This is a genomic window from Pseudoalteromonas sp. DY56-GL79, from assembly GCF_041414765.1.
Classification (GTDB): Bacteria; Pseudomonadota; Gammaproteobacteria; order Enterobacterales; family Alteromonadaceae; genus Pseudoalteromonas; species Pseudoalteromonas piscicida.
In genome coordinates this window covers 15,961-32,769 of sequence record NZ_JANHZS010000016.1, presented here as the reverse complement: position 1 = coordinate 32,769, position 16,809 = coordinate 15,961, and the positions used below count along the sequence as shown (strand labels likewise).

Sequence of the window (16,809 nt, the reverse complement as noted above, 5' to 3'; positions counted from 1 at the left end):
ATTTCCTCTTATAAATCCTTTAAATTGGTAGCAGGGTTTCACCCAACACTTGATTTAGCCGAAGCCGTCTAAAGCGCTTGTCTATATCTACTTGAGCTTGTTGATGTGCCAATTGCTGCTGGTGGATATCTGCATCAATTGCCTTAAGCGCATTGATCAATCGCTGTACATCTTGTTCAAGTAGATTATCTGGGTGAGGGAGTGGATATTGCTGAAATGGAGTAAATTGATTGATGTCCACAATTGCTCCTACAAGGTAAATGTACGTAAATTTCGTACTCTAGGGCGCTGTGCCGGAGTACCCTTCAGTACCAGTTTCACCCGTGTTGTCGCAGTATCAACACCGTTAAAGGTGTAATTAAACTGCTGCCAACCATCGTTAAGTACTGAACTGCTATCCAGTTCGAGCGGTAGCCAAACATCCCCTTTTTGCATCAAGGCTTGTACCTCTGAGTGGCTTTGAATATTCGCTTCAAAGCTCACCGTTAAGTCACCGCCTAAACGACAGCGCAGCTCACGAGAGATATAGTCTCCGGTTTGCGCGACTTGCCCATGAACACACTGGCTGCCCGCAAAAAGTACTGGCGTTAAGCTTTGTGTTCCCGTCAATACAGCAGCGACCTTCACCTTGCCAGTTATGGTTTCTCCAAGCGTACTTGGTTGCCACTCTTGAACGCTTAGCACTTTTTCTTTATTGCCAGTAGGATACGTGAGTTCAAAGGTAACTTGAGTATCTGCACTTGGGCGCTGGACTACAGCTAAAAGCATTAAATCCGTTACTTGTTCAACCTCTACCTCTCCAAGTTCAATTCGTCTACTTTGCTCAGTGAATTTGGCGGCCTTTAACCTAAATGTGAGATCTTTATCCTGATGTGGCGTCCAGGTGCTAGCGTTGCTTGATGATAACAACACCCCTACTTGATACGGCTGAGAGGTCACCCAGTTGTGCGCCTGATCAAGCTTACCGAGCTCTGCAATAGCAACACTGTGCTCGGCCCCATCAGTTAACACAACCAACGCATATTCCTGATCGGCATTTAAAAAGGTTGGCGTAAAGGTAAACAGTGTCGGTTGGTCATTTAGCTTTATCTCATCACTGTTTAATTTGCTACTTGCCAGCACGGTTTGTGTAGGAATACCTTGTACTACTTCACGAATTTGTACTTCTACCGCTTCCTGACCCTTGGCGGTAAACCATAATTCAACACCGGCAATAAATCGCGATTGCTCCAAAATAAAGGTTTGTGCGAGTGGGTCAAAACGCTGAGTAATAATACTATTTACGCGCCTCAATGTTTCCACTTCAATCACGCCACTGCCAGTATAACTAGCGCTTCCTGCCGAACCTTGCTTACCAATAAATCGCACCAGTTTAGTTCCGGCGGGAACATTATTTGGCACTTTAAATCGACCAGCTAATTCACCGCGTGTATTTGCTTGGATCATGCTTGCACCTCTGAAATAATTTCAATGCCATCGAATAACAGTGAGTCCAGTTGCTCACCTGGATCAAACCCAGAAATAGCAAAGTTGACCCACCGAGTGCGCAAGAACTCGGCTTGCTGACGGCGCACACCAACTCGCTCAGTACTCGTTTGAGTAATAACGCGACGAACACGCCCTCCACCGCTAGTTAACCTGCGAGTAATGGGGCTTGTCCACTGAGTCTGGGTTTGTGTCCAATGATCAACACTTGGGGTTAACGTGACATCCGCAGGCAGTGGTTCAAATGCCATATACGGGTTAATTTTCATCTCCCCAGTACGGCTCTCTTGTACTAAGACATCTTCAAGTTCGTACGGTAATGTCTGGATTTGTGGTTGTGACAGCTGAGTTATTTCTGCGGCCATTGGCAGCATAAGTTCGCCATCCACAATAGCAGCGCTTTGTTCAAGTCCAATATCGCGCATATCGTCATCTAAAAACGGGTCAACAAACACGCCGTATTTGCTAGTAGGTGACTGGGCATTGGTATCGTTACGTAGGCGTTCAATGGCCAACAATTGGTATAAATCTGAGATCTGCTGTTGCATCAACGCAAGATCTGTCATTTGTACCGCTTCAATCGCAATATTTTGGATATGTGGTGGCGCACTCCCCCAGTGTTGCTGCACTTGGGCAAGCCCCAGGTGTTGATGAGGCACTAAAGGTGCTTGCGGGTTGATTCTGTCGGGTGCACCTTTGATCCGTTCAACATGACCATTGGGGGTAAGCACGAGCAGGTCAATACGTGGCATAAACCAGTGATAATCGACGACCACAAGGCCATTTTCGAGCATTTCTTCCGCTTCGTTTAACTGCTGCTCGAGCCAAAACCCGGTTTCGTCGGCATCAACTTCAATAAGTCGGCGATAGGTATACACCACGTCATACGACGTGCCTGAAGCTGGCTTATTGCCACCATCACGCCAGCTAATATGATTACGGGTAAAGATAAAGTCGATACCCTGCTGATATTCAATGCCACCTTGTGAGATCTGCAAAATTTCAATGACAGAGTCATCATCAAAGGGATCGGTATTTTGGCTGGTTTGCGCGTGGCCTCTAGTCAGAGAGGTACGCTTTTTCACCTCTGCGGTCACCTGATCAATGCGCTGCACCGGTGCAAAGTCTAAATCAATTCGCATAGCGCCTTGGGCATTGGCACTAAATCGGCTCGGCTCATTGATCACCTCTCGTACATCGGGGTCGTTTGGCAACGTAACAGGCAGTGCGGTGTTAAACGCTATTTCATAGCCATTGATATGCGCTTTTCCCTCTTGCACATTAAAGTGCTGGTGGCTTGCCGTACTCTCTCGATAGCTAACATTGAGCCCGCTCACCACATAACTCCCGCCATTTGACTCTCGGTCATAACGCGCAAGCGCGCTGGTAATTGAGTCTAGTTGTGGCGGCGGCTGCTTAACGATAAGCGTGCCATGATCGATTTGGTAAACGGGAAAAAAGTCGCTATTGGGATAGTCAAGGCTGTCGCTCAGCCCCCAACGGCCCGAGATTTTCAGTCGCGCGGCACCCGCTTCATCAAAATTGTGTGCGCCAATGGCTGGATCTCTAAGTGTTGAGTCTTCAAGCTCTGTCACCACTTCCTTTGCTAACCACACTCCGACAATTTCGAGTTTATTTAGCGCAATCGCTAACTGTTTAGTGTCGACATCATGTACCGCGCCTTGTAAATATACTGAGGATGCGCCAATGGTTGCAACGCCATGAGCTTGGTCGATAACCACCTCGCCCCCCTTAACCACATCCCCATCTTTCATCAATACATCAGCGATGCCTTTTACATGGTGCTGAGACTGTAGTTGCAGGTCGTTAAGTTCACGACTTTGCAACCCTTTACTCGCTCGAAACAATAGCTGACTGTATTGCTTTGCTGGATCAAACTGCTGGTAATAATCTTTTATCATTGCTTTCTTCTTAAAAACTGATCACAAACTCAAACGTTTCGCGTACCCCTTGATCACGAAATAGCGCCGAGCGATGCTCAAGCAAAATAAGCTCACCAGCCTCTGCAACCTCGTCTGGTAAGAGGTAATATTTTCCAGCTGGAATGCCCGTTTTTGGTGTCGTACCAAGCATTAAACCAAGCTCGCGAATATGCTCACCCAAGCCATCTTCGAAGTCGTAGGTGAATTGGCAATATAGATGTTGGCTGGCCGTATCGCTTAAACGGAACTTTCCGGTTGGTACCTGAATTTCGCCTTGTTCATCCGGCTCACAAAAGCGAATTTGCTTTGCCTTGCGATAACCAATGAGATTGGTGAGTTGTGTGGTATTGGTAGGGGTTGGCGGCAAAGTATTATCCCAACTTGATTCGCCGTTTCCCCACGCCAAATAAATAGCCTGCTGCTGCATTAGCCGTGCAAGCGCCTTTCGGCCTTGAAGTGTTAAAGTGGCCAAGGACTGCTCCTTAAAGAAATGAAACCGAGCTAAAGATTAAGCTCGGTGAGAAAGTAGAGGTTTAGTAAGATTCAATCCAGAGGTCGGATTGTTGCTCTGCGGCAAGTAAACAAGCTTGGGTAAGTTGTGCTTTGGTCACATTGGCCACAGCGTTATTGGCAAGCACCCAACGCTGCGTGTCACTGTCTGTCATCAGCAGTATGGCTCGAACCATACGTTGCTGACTTTGTTCATCACCATCAAACACCAGACCGTCCACTTCAACGGCGATTGACGCCACATTCGCTGCACGCTGACTTTTAAAGCGTTCACGTTTAGTGTCTGCTATTTGTTGTTCAGTATGTGAAATAGTAGCAGGATGGTGATAAGCCACTCGCGCTTCGTCGTCGTACTCTATACGCGAGTCAACCGTTTCTGTGGTTAATGCTAAGTCCACCTCCACATGCTCAACACGATAGCACGCTCTTCTCGCTTGCAAGTCCAGCATAGGCTCCGCTGGTAGCGGTGGCACAGGCATTAGTTCATCTGGACTAGCGGCATTATGCGCTTGCGCCTCTGCTATCTGTGCCTGCACTTCAGTCGTTTCAGTCTGCCACGCGGCATGCGCCTCGCGATATGCCGTTTCTTCTTGCTCAATGGCAAGTTGTAGCGCTTCGTCAATCTGCTCTTGAGGGTGACGCAGCATGATTTTTGTTTGCACATCAGCAAAACTCACTGTAGCGGTATCTGCTGCATCAGCCGTGAGGTTCTCAGACTCAGTATTCATCGCACTCTCCTTATCCATTATGTGCAATTCCTATTGGGAATAGGGTGTGATGGCAGAACACTTTGACGGTATTGCCGTTGAGATCGGTTTTGGTGTTTTCGCGATCGATAATTGGGATCGTTTGGTCATCGCCCCAGTCATTGTTATGGACTCTAATGAGTGAATATTCTGCACCTGAACTTGTCATGATGCGGCCATCATTTACGACGCGATAGCCATCAAATGCAGACGCTGAAAAAGTGAAATTCAACCTATCTTGTAGCGCAATGACAGGTCTATTTAAGTGACCGTTATCAAACCCTTGCAGCCTGTATACCTTCCCTTTAACAACGCTCGCTTCAACACCGGCTTCAATGACTTCAACATCACGTAGATGAATTGATTTATATTTGAGTTCCGTACCATGAAACTGTAAATACAGCAGCCCGTTCTTTTCAGTAATTGTCGATAACGCTTTTACTGCTGGCGAATTATCATTCGGAACATCAAGATTTAATGGTTCATGGATTGGTTCATCACCTGTGCGCCTTGTCCAGCCAAGAGTTTGGTTTGGGCTATAATATGCGTGTTTTGAAACATTCAGGTACTCTTGAAAATAAGCACTGCTATTACGTTTACCAACCTGCCCTGTTAAGCTAGGCAGCAGTCGATTCCCATAGTGACTCAAATATGCTTGGGTCGTATAGACTCGCCCTATATCCCCACAGATCGCTGAATTTGTTGCTGCATGAGTGAACACGGAGTCTGACTGATACTGCAACAATGCCACGGTATTCGCATTCCAGCTTGCTGAATTTATATTTTTTACAGGATCAAACGGCACATTATTTTTAACCCAAGTTTGTCCCTGGTCGATAGTGAAGGTTGCTGATAACGTATCACCGGATAGCTTCCGATTTAGTGGATAACCAGCTGTCCCGTCTGGTAACTTTGGTATCCATTGTCCTTGTACCCCGTCAGGAAATGTAGATTTAAAGTTGTCAGGCGTAGCAACAATGTCAGTCCAAGGCAAAATATCAAATTCTGCACCACTTTGAGCTGTAGGAAATAATAACTCAGCCTGTATTGTGGATGCTCTACCTGTATTGAACCAATTTAAATTTCCCGTGTTTGGGTTAGTAAGGGCAATCAAGTTGCCATTTCCCTCAATAGAGAATTCGTCCAAAACCAACCATTGATTGAGAGTGACGCCACCAGCAAAAGTAGTTAAGTTTGTATTCCCCTCGTCAGTAAACTTTATTGCAATTGGAGATGCTTTAAATTTAGTTTGGTTTGGGTAGCTTGAGATTAATCTGCTACCGTTGTATAGCTTGTCATCTCCAATTAGGCTACTTTCTGAACTCATGCCTTTTTTAAACAAATAAATTGTGACAGCTGAGTCATAGCAGTTGCCCGATTTTACCTTGGTAAATGGAAGAGTTTCCTTACCTCTGAATTTAGCTGCAATGGCATCACTCAGCTTACTTTCTCTCACTTTTTCTGTATGAAGCCTCTTAGCATTCAAACGTAAGTCTTCCACTTGGCCTGCATAGATGGCGTCATGATATTTGTATTGATCAGGCCGTCCGCTATAAGCAACATTAATGCTGCCCCAATCGATTCCACCTGCAGGTATTCTCGCTATATTCGAATCGAAACATTGCTGTGTGGATACTGGTTTTTGCTTTAAAGCAGCGCTATTCCATGTCACAGCATGGCCTTGGCTATCAGGCAAATCACTACGTGAAAAACCTGTCGTCCCCAATGGGTTGTAACTCGGATGATAGGCACCTTGGTTGAGACGCTGTACCAAAGCAATTGGTAAAGCATAACATTTGTTATTTGACGACACGCCAGACACAGGTGAACCGTCGTATCGACAAGCCACAAACGCGCCTAGACCTGCTTCAGAATTCGATAGTACTGTAAATGGTGTTTTATACATCCCCCTATTACCTGCAGGGTGAGCACCTAAATCAAGTAATTCAGTACTTGCTCCTTGAGGCTTAACCACACTTGTTTGGTTGCCAGAACTGTAGCCTAAAAATTGATTGACGACTGTAACGCCGTCAGCTTGAACTCGATACCAATTATCCCCAACCCCCTCAATCACCCTAACTCGATTTCTAACCTGAATATACGCTTTGGCTTTTGGGTCGTAGTAAATATTATGCTCAGGCTCTCCAAGGAAAATAGCCTTTTGCGGCTCTGTTAGCGATGACCATTTAACGCCATGCCCCTTTGTACGAGTATCCCATTCACCAAATGCGGAGTACCCCTGAGCAACGAGGTTATTGCGAAGGGCAATGCCCTTATAGTTATTTGCACCATATTGCACATTACCGAGTGGATACACGACGTCTTTATCTGCAATTTTCTCGTGCCAAGATTCCAAAAATACTAAGTCTTTACGAGAGGTGATCACCTTATTGGTAGCGGTTTCTGCTGCAAATGCGGTTGCAGCATTACTATGCTGGGTGACGGTGCCTGAAGCTGAATCATAGGTTTTGGTGCCGTCTGGTGCAGGAGGAAATTTCAAAATAGATTGAGTGCTAGTGTGCGCGACTCTAGAAACATGATGTGTAACCCCGTCGATATTCACAACCGGATATATTGTTTTAGAGGTTCCTGCTATTGTATTTGATGCGGCTTCACCCATAATCAGCGTATTCCTTGCTGAGGGCGCTACATACTGCCAAATACCTTCATTCACTTTTACATTGTGTACACTGGAATTGTGCTTTCCCCACTCCACAAACCCACTTCCCGCATATTGCTGTTTACGCATATCGCGCAGTGCATCAAACTGGGCTTTGGTCATTACATGGGGATGCGGGTTAACGCTTTGTGCATCTGCAACAAGTGATTTTAGGGTTGGCAGTGTATGGCTGTTGCCGTTTAGATCTTTAAGGTTGACGCTGCCAGACTGAGTTTGCCAATCATTCAGCGCTTGGTTGTTCTGATTAACCGTTTGATAGGTTTTTGCAATATCTTGCTTAACCTGATCAATTTCCTGTAAGCCTTCGGTGATATTATTGGCAAGTTGAACACTTGCTTCGGTTTGCTCAGTTGCGGCCTGTTGCAACTGGGCAAGTTGTGATTCTATGGTCATGTATTATCCTATGTTTGCTTTGCGCAGGCGCATCGCCAGTTGCATGGTTTGGTTGGCTTGCTGAATCAGACTTTTACCTTGTCTAAGATGTGCATAAACAGATGTAGCCAGCTCTTTTGCCATAAAAATATTGGTGTTAAGCACGCCAGTTTCAAAACTGACTTGCAGTGAAGGCAGCGCTGCGAGGTTAAGCGAAATGACTTCTAACCAGGCTACGTCTTTGCTTTTATGATTCAGCACTTCACCCCCTGCGCTATATACCGCGACTAAGGTGCTGCCAGACCAAATTCCTAATTCTTTAACTGGGTAATTGGCTTCCCCCTCAAACACTGCGCTAAAACGCACTTGTGTTGAAGTGAGTTGCTCCGCCTGTAATATCGGGACCTTTTGGCGCTCTTGTCGTAACTGAGTTTGCAAGTGAGACGCAATGTAACCTGCGCTTCCTGCGGACAAATGCGTCAACGTAAAAGCTTGTCCTTGCTCTAGCGCCTGCGTCAATTTGGCAAGCCCCGGGGTCGTCCATACAACAGACGCAAATTGTGATGATTGCATTGAGAGTTCCATTTATTTGGAGAGTATTATTCTGGGAGCACCACTTGGAAACGACTGCAATGAACATTAAGCCGTCCAGTGGTGGCGAGCGCAGTTGAGAGCGGCATCATTTGACGGTGTTGCCAATGGACAGTCGCTGCATGAAGCGGATCACCGACAAACGCGTCGGCTTTAGTCCAGCTTTGTTGCCACTCGCCCTGCCACGAGCGAGTTGACCACACGCGATGCTGCGAAAGCAGCCTGATTCGGGCTGAGCTCACAGGCAGTTGTGAAGGCTCTTTGTCGCTGAGCTTGTATTCACTCAAGCGTTTTGTGGTGAGGTAATGACTGCGCTGACTATGTGTTCTACTGAGGTGTACGGAGGCATTCGTCATGTTATGACTCACACCTTGCTGGTGGCTGCGACCAAAGCTGACTTTGCATAGCGTGTTATCGCCGTCATGAAATGGCACGCCAGAAACATCAGATAGAAGCGCTCCAAAACCACTTTGAGACAACTTCAGTTCACGCACATCATAACCATGATAAATACGTGAGAGTTTGGCTCTTACTGGAGCAGATAGTCCAAGCAGCTGATGTATATCTTTAAGCGCCTTGTTCCCTGGAATTTTGCCAGATGCCAATTGATAGCGATAAAAGTGACGCCCGGGTTTATCAACCTTAAGCTCAGCCTCGTCAAAGTTGAGCCAATTGAGCGCGATGTCTACACTTTTTGGTGTACCACGAAGTCGCTGCCAAACCAGACCTTCTTTGATAGTTTCACGAAGGTCTTGGCTGTAAGGCAAAATAGCTTCCAAGCCATACTCCCAAACGAGCCACATCAGCAAGTTGTCGTGCGGTTCGGCCTTAAACCCAGATAACCTTGATATACCCGAATGAATATCGTCACTCACGGCAACACTTTGCTGCAATCGCCGTTGCAGCAAAGTGTGATTAGGAGGTAATAACGTCATCTTAGCCTCGCTTTAATGTCAGCGAGATTGACTTGGGCATAACGTACTGATGGGCTGCCACATCAATTAACTGTGTTGGAGCAAGCAGTTCGATATGCCTAATTCCAGTACTATGTAATTGCGCATGCAGCCAGCTTGGCGTTAAATCCCAACCAAGTGTCGTGATGTTGAGCCAGTTGTCTTGCAACGTTTGCTCCAGCTTATTGATAATAAGTTCAGAAGCATGAGTATTGAGATAAAGCTCTGCTTCAACATCTACCCAAACGGGCTGTGCAAGTTTGACCTCTAACGTGTCTGTTAGCATTTTCACTGAGTCGTCAAATAGCCTCTCTTTAACTTGTGCTAAAACCTGTTCTGCATCAGTGTCAAACTTTGCGAGTACCGTTACCACCACCAGCCCGTCCCCTGGGCTTTGCACCGACACATCCTTGATAAATCCCGGTGCAGCTTCAATGGCTTGATGACGATAATGCGCCGCACTACCTGCCGTACTGGACGCTATGGTGCTGTTGCGAATACGCATTCGTAAGGTTTCGTCATGCTCATCGGGCAACCGAGCCACCCCATAAAAAGCGCCAAGATGCTCAAGATCGGCGCCTTGGCTGGTGGCTAACAAATTCGCCGCCGCGGCTTCATTGACACGCTGTCGTAATAACAGCTCGCGATAGCTTTCAACTTGCAAGCAAATAGCAAGCGGCGAGCTTTCAAGCGCTAGCGCTTCGGCATATTCAGGTGCAAGTTCAATAAAACGTTGTTTACGTGCTTGGAACAGGCTTTCGAAATCAAGTGGTTCAAGGATGTTTGGCGCAGGCAAAGTGGAAAGATCGATTGATTGATTTGCCATAGAGTACCTTATTCTGGAGACGTTAAAATGCTTGTAACACCAGTAGCGCGAGATTCGATTTCTTGGTAAACATTTTCAGCGCCTTTACCTTGATAGGGAAACTGAATCTCATTGTTCAGCACTTTTGTGGTTAATGTACCTAAGCCGTCACGCCCCTGTGATGCCGCTGCACGCATCTCGGCAAGTGTTGTTGCTTTGCTGAGGCTATCAAGCAGTTTAATAAACTCAACTAATACCAAGTGACCTGTATCTGCAGTAGTCCCAATAATAGATTCTACATCCGCCACTTCTCGGCTTATTTGCCCGCGCTTTACTTGCTTGTCTAGATACGCGAGTGTCGCTAAATGATCTTGTTGTGAAGGAATTTGTTCTTGCATAATTACACCTCGATTCTTGGATAGTTAATAACACGGTCAACAGCAAAAGTGGCGTTACCACCAAATTCAACGATGTTTTGTGGTGGCTCTGAAGTTGCAGCAGGGGCATAAGTACGGTTAATAAATCGCACAAATAACCTCGAGTATGGATGATGTTGAGAGAACCTTAATACAGGAATTGAGCCTGTCGATGCACCATTCCACCAGCCTCCAAAACTTCTAACGCTCACGCTATTTGCGTTCAGTTGCTCATTGATCTCTGCACTCGTCGCCGCTGAGTTCGCAAAAACAAATTGCATATAGGTTACACTCCAGTCGCGCTCATATTGCGGCGCTTCACTGTACCCGGGCGAATATGAGTGCCCATGAACTAAATGAATTTTGGTAAGTGCACCAACAGTTGGATAAATATGGTAACCAATGCTCGTCGTTGGCACTAATACCCACTCAGAGCGAGATTCATCTTCTGGATCAGCAACTACCCCAAGTGAAGCCTTTGAATGCGCAACTTGATCATAATAACTCACTTTGAGATCAGAGTGACTATCCGCAAAACTAAGGATCGCTTGATCTGTTTTTGCTCCTGCCAAAGCAACCGCTTCATTAATATCTTGCTGCGCGTCACTCAGCGCATGATTAATCTCCCCCATTTTGCCGATCACGGTTTGGGTGAGGACATTATTTGAATCGATTAGTTTGCCGTTCTCGGCTTGCAGTGCGGCGATGCGCTGCTCTAATGTCATTGGCTGATAATCCGCCATATTACACTCCTAGCTGTAGTAGTCTGTTGTTGAATTGAATTTGTCGGTGATTCGCTTGAATTTGCGCACTCAGTTGTTGGGTTTGTGCCATCAGCATGTCGAGAAATTCACCGGCATAGAAAAGCGTTAAATCGCCTGTAGTATTAATCGTGATAGCATCTACGGGTGCAGCACTTAACAGCAGATCAAACCCTTGTACTATTTGTGCAATGGGAGTTTGATAAAAAAGTACATTTTGCGGGTGCGACCAAACGGCAAACAAAGTGCCATCTGCAAGATAAAAACCCACTTCGCGCACCGCGTACTCAGCATCGTCAATAAAATGTCCGGTAATATGAAATTGCCCGTCACCAACAACTTGCCCGCCGGCAATCGCCACTCGATTTTTTTCACCTTGCAGCCTAGTTTGGCTACGAGACGGCGTATAGCCAAAAGTGCCTACCGCAATCGCGCTAATATCAATAGTAAAACCATTAGCTTTGGCATTAACGGCCGCGTTTAATCCCGCCTGCGTAATAAGCGGCGTAAATTGTTCCATGAGTCATTCCTTTAGAGTCTGTTAATCTTCAAGTTTGTTTTTGCAGCAGCTTGAGCGTGTTTAGGTATTAATAGCAATAAAACGACTGTCGCTGGATTTGGATAGCAAAGAGCGCTGCGTGAACATAAAGATTGGAAGCACTTTTGAGATCAGAGCGCACTTCACCGGATATTTTGCCCACCCCTTGCAAAACAGAAGTTCCAGCAAGATACAACTGGCTTAAATTTGCAACATTATCTGTGTGTTGAGGCATCCATATGCGCTGGAGGCTCGCAGACTGACTGACGGTATTGAGCGATAAGCTTGTACTTTGCTGTACACCTACACGCAAACTAATTTGGCTGCGACATGGTTTTGTCATCACCACAGCTTGCCAAAGTTGTGCCTGCAACTTAGGAGTCAGTAGCGTGCTGCCTGCTGGGTCTAGGTTCTGAGCGGCCAAAGCAATGATCTGTGCAGAATGCGGCGTAAACGCGTGAGGATCTTCTTGTTGCCACCACTCTTTAAGCTCAACTTTTGCGGCTAGAGTGGAGAGCGCGCTTTTTATCGAACTAACCGTCCCTTTTATTCGATGATCGGGCACGCTATTCGCTATAATCTTACGCTTCACTTCAATTGGCCAAGCGCTATCCCAAAAGTCCACACTAAGTGCATCCGCAAGCCAAGGTAAAAAATGCTCCGGACATCGCCATGGATCCCAAAGGCTACCGAGTGGAATAGGAGTCGCGGAAACTTTGCTTAGCGCCTTTGCCAGCGCATGCTCAAGCTTAGTGCTTGCGTGCGGTAATAGTGTATTAAATATCTCTTCCTGCAATGTTTATCTCCACTTGTGTACAAAACGCAGCCTGCCAAGGGGTATTGATAATGTCGGCGGTAGGTGAGAGCAGCTCAACACGTTGCACACCTGCTTGGTGTAACGCACTGTAAAGCCCAGACAACCGAATATCATGATTAAGCTTATGATGTGTTTTTAACCATTGCTGCACGCTTTGCTCTACTGTAGATCTCACTTTTTCTTCATCAGGGCCTGGATATAAATAAAGCGTGGCGCGGAGGGTAAATTCTTTTACTTCTGCTGAGAGTACTCGTGGCCTATCTGTCAGAGGCCTAATGTCTTCATGAAACAAATGCTCTGTAATTGCTGTGATTTCGTCTTGATTTGGTATGCCATTGCCTCTATTTGTCAGCACCGTTATGGCAACATCCCCCGGCGCGGCATCTTGAAGCCTAGCGGCATGGCTGCAATGCAGCAATTTCGTATGCTCTGGTACTAAGTCTGATAATGGCGGCTCGACCTGAAGCAGCTCAAATTCGGGAGACTCAACAAAAACATCCTTAACTTGAGGTAAGGCTTTAAGCGTGTGAAAACAATAAGCACCAATTGGCCCTGCTGTACTAAACCCTTCTAGTGCCAATTGAATACGCGCTCGAAAGCGCTCATCACTCTCCCCAGCTTCTCGTATCACCGCAAAACGATTACCCAGATAATCGAGTTCACTGCTCGTGGCTTTTGCCAGCAACACCTGCTGCGCGCCTTCATTAATCTGTTGACGTAATAGCAGCTCTCGATAAGCAAAAACTTCCATCAGCTTGACGATGGGGTCGCTAGGTAGTAGCTCAGAAAGTTCTGGGCAGGCGTGCTCTACGGCTTGCTTTAGTTCGTGATAAAGTGATTTAAATTCAACGGGTTCAAGTAAATCGGATCCGGGTAATTGACTCAGACTGACCGCACTGAAGTTAGTTAAAGACATAATGGGGCCTGTTGTAAGGCACCCAATCAAAAATGACTGGGTGCTTGTGGTAGGTATGTTTAAACGTTGCTTTGCAGTGCTTGGCTGACGCCATTTGCACGCTCGGCGATTTCGTGCATCACCTGTGCTTCGCCTTTCACTTGGTACGGAAAAGTTAAGCTTCCCGATTGCACATCAGCGTGGATATGGCCAATCTTATCTTTAAGTCCACTCACAGAAGCTCTAACGTCATCCAGTGATTGCGCGGTGCTAAGTGAAGTAACCAAACTGCTCAGCTCTTTCAACAGTAATTGTGCCGTATCTGCCGTTGTACCGAGCAATGTGTCTGTGTCTGCAACTTGTTGAGCAATTTGCTCACGCGCAGACTGCTTGCTCTGTAGTGCTGTCTCAACTGCACTTAGCTCTAATGTGAATGTTGTTCCCACTCCAAATGTATCTTCAACAAACTCTTGCGTTACAAAATGTGGGGTATTGGCGTCGTAGAACTTGTCAACAATTTGGTTATTTACTATTAGTTTTGCCATTTTTATTCTCCTTAGTCGTAAGCATGTTGTGTAGCGTCACCTAAATAGGCGAATTGTCCCCAACCGTCTAGCGGAACATCTCCAGTTACCACAGCAGGAAGGGCAATTTGAATCACGCCAGTTTCATCTTCAGGTTTACCTTGACCATGAACATAAGGGTGACAGTGGCTATATTTATTTCGACCGAAATAAATGGTTTTACCACAAAGCTTCGCCTCTTGATTTGCCTCTAAACCTTCACACCAAAACCCATTGGGTAGTACTCCACGAATATGTTTTACGATAGCCGCGACAGTGACCAAAGTTGGTGCTCTAAAGTACTGGTACATTAAATAAGCAAATAGATGTGCACTCTCGCCCCGGCGGTTTGGGTAATATTCCAGCTCCCAGATATTAAATTTACCCGCAAAGTATTTGGTGTCGGAATTAATTGCTCGTAAAAACTCTCTTGCGAGCGGTGTTCTTTGGTCTGTTTCGACTCCAGTTGTAACTGTTTCTAAAAGTCTTGCTTCTTTTACATAACCACCACTCCAAGAGTGTGGAAAAGTGCCTGCCTCATTGGGAATTAATGCTTGGTTTTTAGTCACGCGAAAATGCGACTGCTTTTTGCGGGCAGAATCAAACCTTTGATCTATTTTGCCTAACTCCGCGTTGACTTTATTTTTTGCATCAACAACGCTGCTAGTTAAAGTCGCCGTAATATCTTGAATTTTATTATCGACGGTTGCGGTGAGGTCGTTTGACGCCTCAATCAATTTGGCAATATCTTGTTCTAATGCCATATTTTTTCTCCATATGGTTAATACAATTTGTAAAAGGAATGCCGAGTGTTATCTCAGCGGTAAATCAGGCATAAAAAAGCCCACCGAATGGTGGGCTTAATAGCCTAAAGTCGTTGTAGCTTGGTGTTATTACGGTTTTGGATAGCGATTTTTAATGGTGCTTCGCGCTTGCAGCCACGCGGTTTTTGCCGCTTGTGCTGCTTCACTCGCTTCACCAAATTCGGCCATTGCCGCTAAGTAATCGAAGGCAAGACCATCTGACTCGCTCTGGTAAGCAAAACTTCTAGCATGCATACATTGCGCTGCAAGCTGAGCCTGCTTTGCCTCAGCTAGAATACTCGGAATATCAGCACTCGCGACACCCAAATCTGCCAGTGTTTTTTCATCTGCCGGCACATTGATAAGTTCATCATCACCGATTTTTAAGGTTTTAATTTCCATTGTGACTCCTTTAAGCTGTTGGTGGTGTGTATGGATGGTTTGCGTAAGGGATTGAGCTTAGTGTTGGGGCTAAACGCTCGGCAAATGGAATTGGCTCTGCGTACCAACGAACAGACCATGTGTCACTGGTTGTTTCGTAAATATTTCTTCTATTCATATCAGAACCATCATGGTATTTGACATCACCGTTCCAGTTTTTAATTATACGATAATTTAAGCCTCCGCCCCTCAGATACAAACCACTGTATGCGCTGCACCACGGCCCCACACTTCCATCGGCACCTCCACCATAACTATCTAATGTTGAGTCTACTTTTTCAGATTTACAATGTGCAGCAAAACTAAGGTGACTAACCGTTGGATGGTAACGCTCATGAAAACGCTTAATATGCATAAAATTAGCATCACCGCTCCAAGGATATGTATTTCCCTCTAATTCTAGCAGTAAAGCAGCTTGGTGAGGTCGGTTCGGATCTAGAGGTCGAGTGTCACTATTTCGAGAATAGTGCCGTGCGATTGTTAACTTACTCGTGCCTGCAGAGTTGCTGGGAAAACGCCACCACACCGGATAAAAATAATCCTTTGAACCACCGATAAAAATATCCTGAACATAGCGTGTTTCTGGCATCGCCTCTTGAATAAATTTGTCGACATCTTGCTCTTTTTTCGCAATACGCGTGTCAAACGCAGCCATTTGGTTATCGAGCTGCTGCGCTTTATTATCTACCACCGCCGTTAGGGCATCGGTAGACTGAATGAGATTAGCAATATCTTGTTCTAATGCCATGAGTTGCTCCTATAAAATTCCTTTGTCCATCAACTCAAACTTCTGTTTAAGATGACGAGTCATATTGTTAATTTGCGCAGCGCCTAGCTTGGCAAGTTCAGGGGCGATAAGAATATTTAGATTAACGCCGTTATCGACGATGGTAACGGCGTCGGCAGGTACGCCCGTTAGCACCAAATCAAAAGCAAGAAGTAAATCGACTTCCGCCGATTTATAAGCAATAGGCCTATCTGGTGAAGAATACACCGCAAATAGCACCTCTTGTGTTTGGCCATTTGCTTCGCTTTCGATATAAAAGCCCACTTCATTGACCCAAAAGTTGTGATCGGTATCATCAATCACACTCATATGGATTTGGGCATTCCCCTTATCTTCGCCACTTGCCACCATAATGCGGTGGACTTCTTGTTGTAGCTGGCGGCGGCCTTGATCTGGCGTATAGTTGCCAGTGCCAAGCCCTACCTTGCTGATCTTCGCTTGAAAGCCATTTTTTTGGGCATTAAATACTGCTTCCAAACCCGCGGTGGTGATGGTCGGCCGTAAAATCGTGCTCACAGCACCTGTCTCCTTTTGTTGAGTGATATCAACCCGCATCAATACACAGCTCGTTTGATAAGCTGGTTTATGAAGCACATTGATATGAAATGACAGCAATGGGTTTTATACCAATAGGTACTACCGCTGGGTAAACGCTGATGACATCAATTGAAGTGTTTATTCGCTATTCCAATAGCGGTTGTAG

General features: G+C 45.9%; 19 protein-coding genes. All 19 read right to left on the bottom strand.

Translation table 11 applies throughout. The features are described from left to right. Positions 1-19 precede the first annotated feature (19 nt). The 19 genes from NO992_RS12865 to NO992_RS12775 all read right to left on the bottom strand — a co-directional run bounded on the left by NO992_RS12865 (position 20) and on the right by NO992_RS12775 (position 16,622). Entirely contained in the window at positions 20-241 is a 222-nt protein-coding gene (locus tag NO992_RS12865; protein WP_069020265.1) for a hypothetical protein, read from the bottom strand. Between the two features lie 8 nt (positions 242-249). Continuing rightward, positions 250-1,446: a hypothetical protein gene (locus tag NO992_RS12860; RefSeq protein ID WP_371377649.1), complete on the bottom strand. Its 1,197-nt coding sequence runs from the start codon at positions 1,444-1,446 to the stop codon at positions 250-252. Further along, a complete protein-coding gene (locus NO992_RS12855) occupies positions 1,443-3,407 on the bottom strand; it encodes a DUF4815 domain-containing protein (protein ID WP_371377646.1) in 1,965 nt (654 codons plus the stop codon). Before NO992_RS12855 ends, NO992_RS12860 begins: the two co-directional genes overlap by 4 nt. Before the next feature lie 10 nt (positions 3,408-3,417). Next, on the bottom strand, positions 3,418-3,900 hold the full coding sequence (locus tag NO992_RS12850; protein WP_371377642.1) for a hypothetical protein: 483 nt from the start codon (positions 3,898-3,900) through the stop codon (positions 3,418-3,420). 61 nt (positions 3,901-3,961) lie between these two features. Continuing rightward, complete coding sequence (locus NO992_RS12845; protein WP_371377639.1) at positions 3,962-4,666, bottom strand: hypothetical protein; 705 nt, start codon at positions 4,664-4,666, stop codon at positions 3,962-3,964. Between the two features lie 10 nt (positions 4,667-4,676). Beyond that, positions 4,677-7,757 carry a hypothetical protein gene (locus tag NO992_RS12840; RefSeq protein ID WP_371377635.1) on the bottom strand — a complete coding sequence of 1,027 codons (3,081 nt, stop codon included), beginning with the start codon at positions 7,755-7,757 and terminating at the stop codon, positions 4,677-4,679. Between the two features lie 3 nt (positions 7,758-7,760). Beyond that, positions 7,761-8,309, bottom strand: a complete 549-nt coding sequence (locus tag NO992_RS12835) for a hypothetical protein (protein WP_371377632.1) — start codon at positions 8,307-8,309, stop codon at positions 7,761-7,763. A gap of 26 nt (positions 8,310-8,335) precedes the next feature. Further along, positions 8,336-9,262 (bottom strand): phage tail protein, encoded by a 927-nt coding sequence (locus NO992_RS12830; RefSeq protein ID WP_371377630.1) that lies wholly within the window; start codon positions 9,260-9,262, stop codon positions 8,336-8,338. A 1-nt stretch (position 9,263) separates the two neighbouring features. Beyond that, positions 9,264-10,106, bottom strand: coding sequence for a baseplate J/gp47 family protein (locus NO992_RS12825; protein ID WP_260492106.1), 843 nt, complete (start codon positions 10,104-10,106; stop codon positions 9,264-9,266). Between the two features lie 8 nt (positions 10,107-10,114). Continuing rightward, the gene (locus NO992_RS12820) at positions 10,115-10,483 is read right to left on the bottom strand and encodes a hypothetical protein (protein ID WP_371377627.1); all 369 of its coding nucleotides are present in this window, start codon (positions 10,481-10,483) and stop codon (positions 10,115-10,117) included. Positions 10,484-10,485: 2 nt separating this feature from the next. Then, positions 10,486-11,244: a hypothetical protein gene (locus tag NO992_RS12815; RefSeq protein ID WP_371377624.1), complete on the bottom strand. Its 759-nt coding sequence runs from the start codon at positions 11,242-11,244 to the stop codon at positions 10,486-10,488. A gap of 1 nt (position 11,245) precedes the next feature. Further along, complete coding sequence (locus tag NO992_RS12810; protein ID WP_371377621.1) at positions 11,246-11,782, bottom strand: phage tail protein; 537 nt, start codon at positions 11,780-11,782, stop codon at positions 11,246-11,248. Positions 11,783-11,849: 67 nt separating this feature from the next. After that, positions 11,850-12,596 carry a phage tail protein I gene (locus NO992_RS12805; protein ID WP_371377618.1) on the bottom strand — a complete coding sequence of 249 codons (747 nt, stop codon included), beginning with the start codon at positions 12,594-12,596 and terminating at the stop codon, positions 11,850-11,852. Next, positions 12,577-13,533: a baseplate J/gp47 family protein gene (locus NO992_RS12800; RefSeq protein WP_371377615.1), complete on the bottom strand. Its 957-nt coding sequence runs from the start codon at positions 13,531-13,533 to the stop codon at positions 12,577-12,579. Before NO992_RS12800 ends, NO992_RS12805 begins: the two co-directional genes overlap by 20 nt. A gap of 59 nt (positions 13,534-13,592) precedes the next feature. Next, positions 13,593-14,057: a hypothetical protein gene (locus NO992_RS12795; RefSeq protein ID WP_039496121.1), complete on the bottom strand. Its 465-nt coding sequence runs from the start codon at positions 14,055-14,057 to the stop codon at positions 13,593-13,595. An 11-nt stretch (positions 14,058-14,068) separates the two neighbouring features. After that, a complete protein-coding gene (locus NO992_RS12790) occupies positions 14,069-14,839 on the bottom strand; it encodes a hypothetical protein (protein WP_371377612.1) in 771 nt (256 codons plus the stop codon). Positions 14,840-14,968: 129 nt separating this feature from the next. After that, complete coding sequence (locus NO992_RS12785) at positions 14,969-15,280, bottom strand: hypothetical protein (protein ID WP_371377610.1); 312 nt, start codon at positions 15,278-15,280, stop codon at positions 14,969-14,971. 10 nt (positions 15,281-15,290) lie between these two features. After that, positions 15,291-16,067 (bottom strand): hypothetical protein, encoded by a 777-nt coding sequence (locus tag NO992_RS12780; RefSeq protein WP_017218917.1) that lies wholly within the window; start codon positions 16,065-16,067, stop codon positions 15,291-15,293. A 9-nt stretch (positions 16,068-16,076) separates the two neighbouring features. Continuing rightward, positions 16,077-16,622, bottom strand: coding sequence for a phage tail protein (locus NO992_RS12775; protein ID WP_019647288.1), 546 nt, complete (start codon positions 16,620-16,622; stop codon positions 16,077-16,079). Between the last annotated feature and the right edge of the window lie 187 nt (positions 16,623-16,809).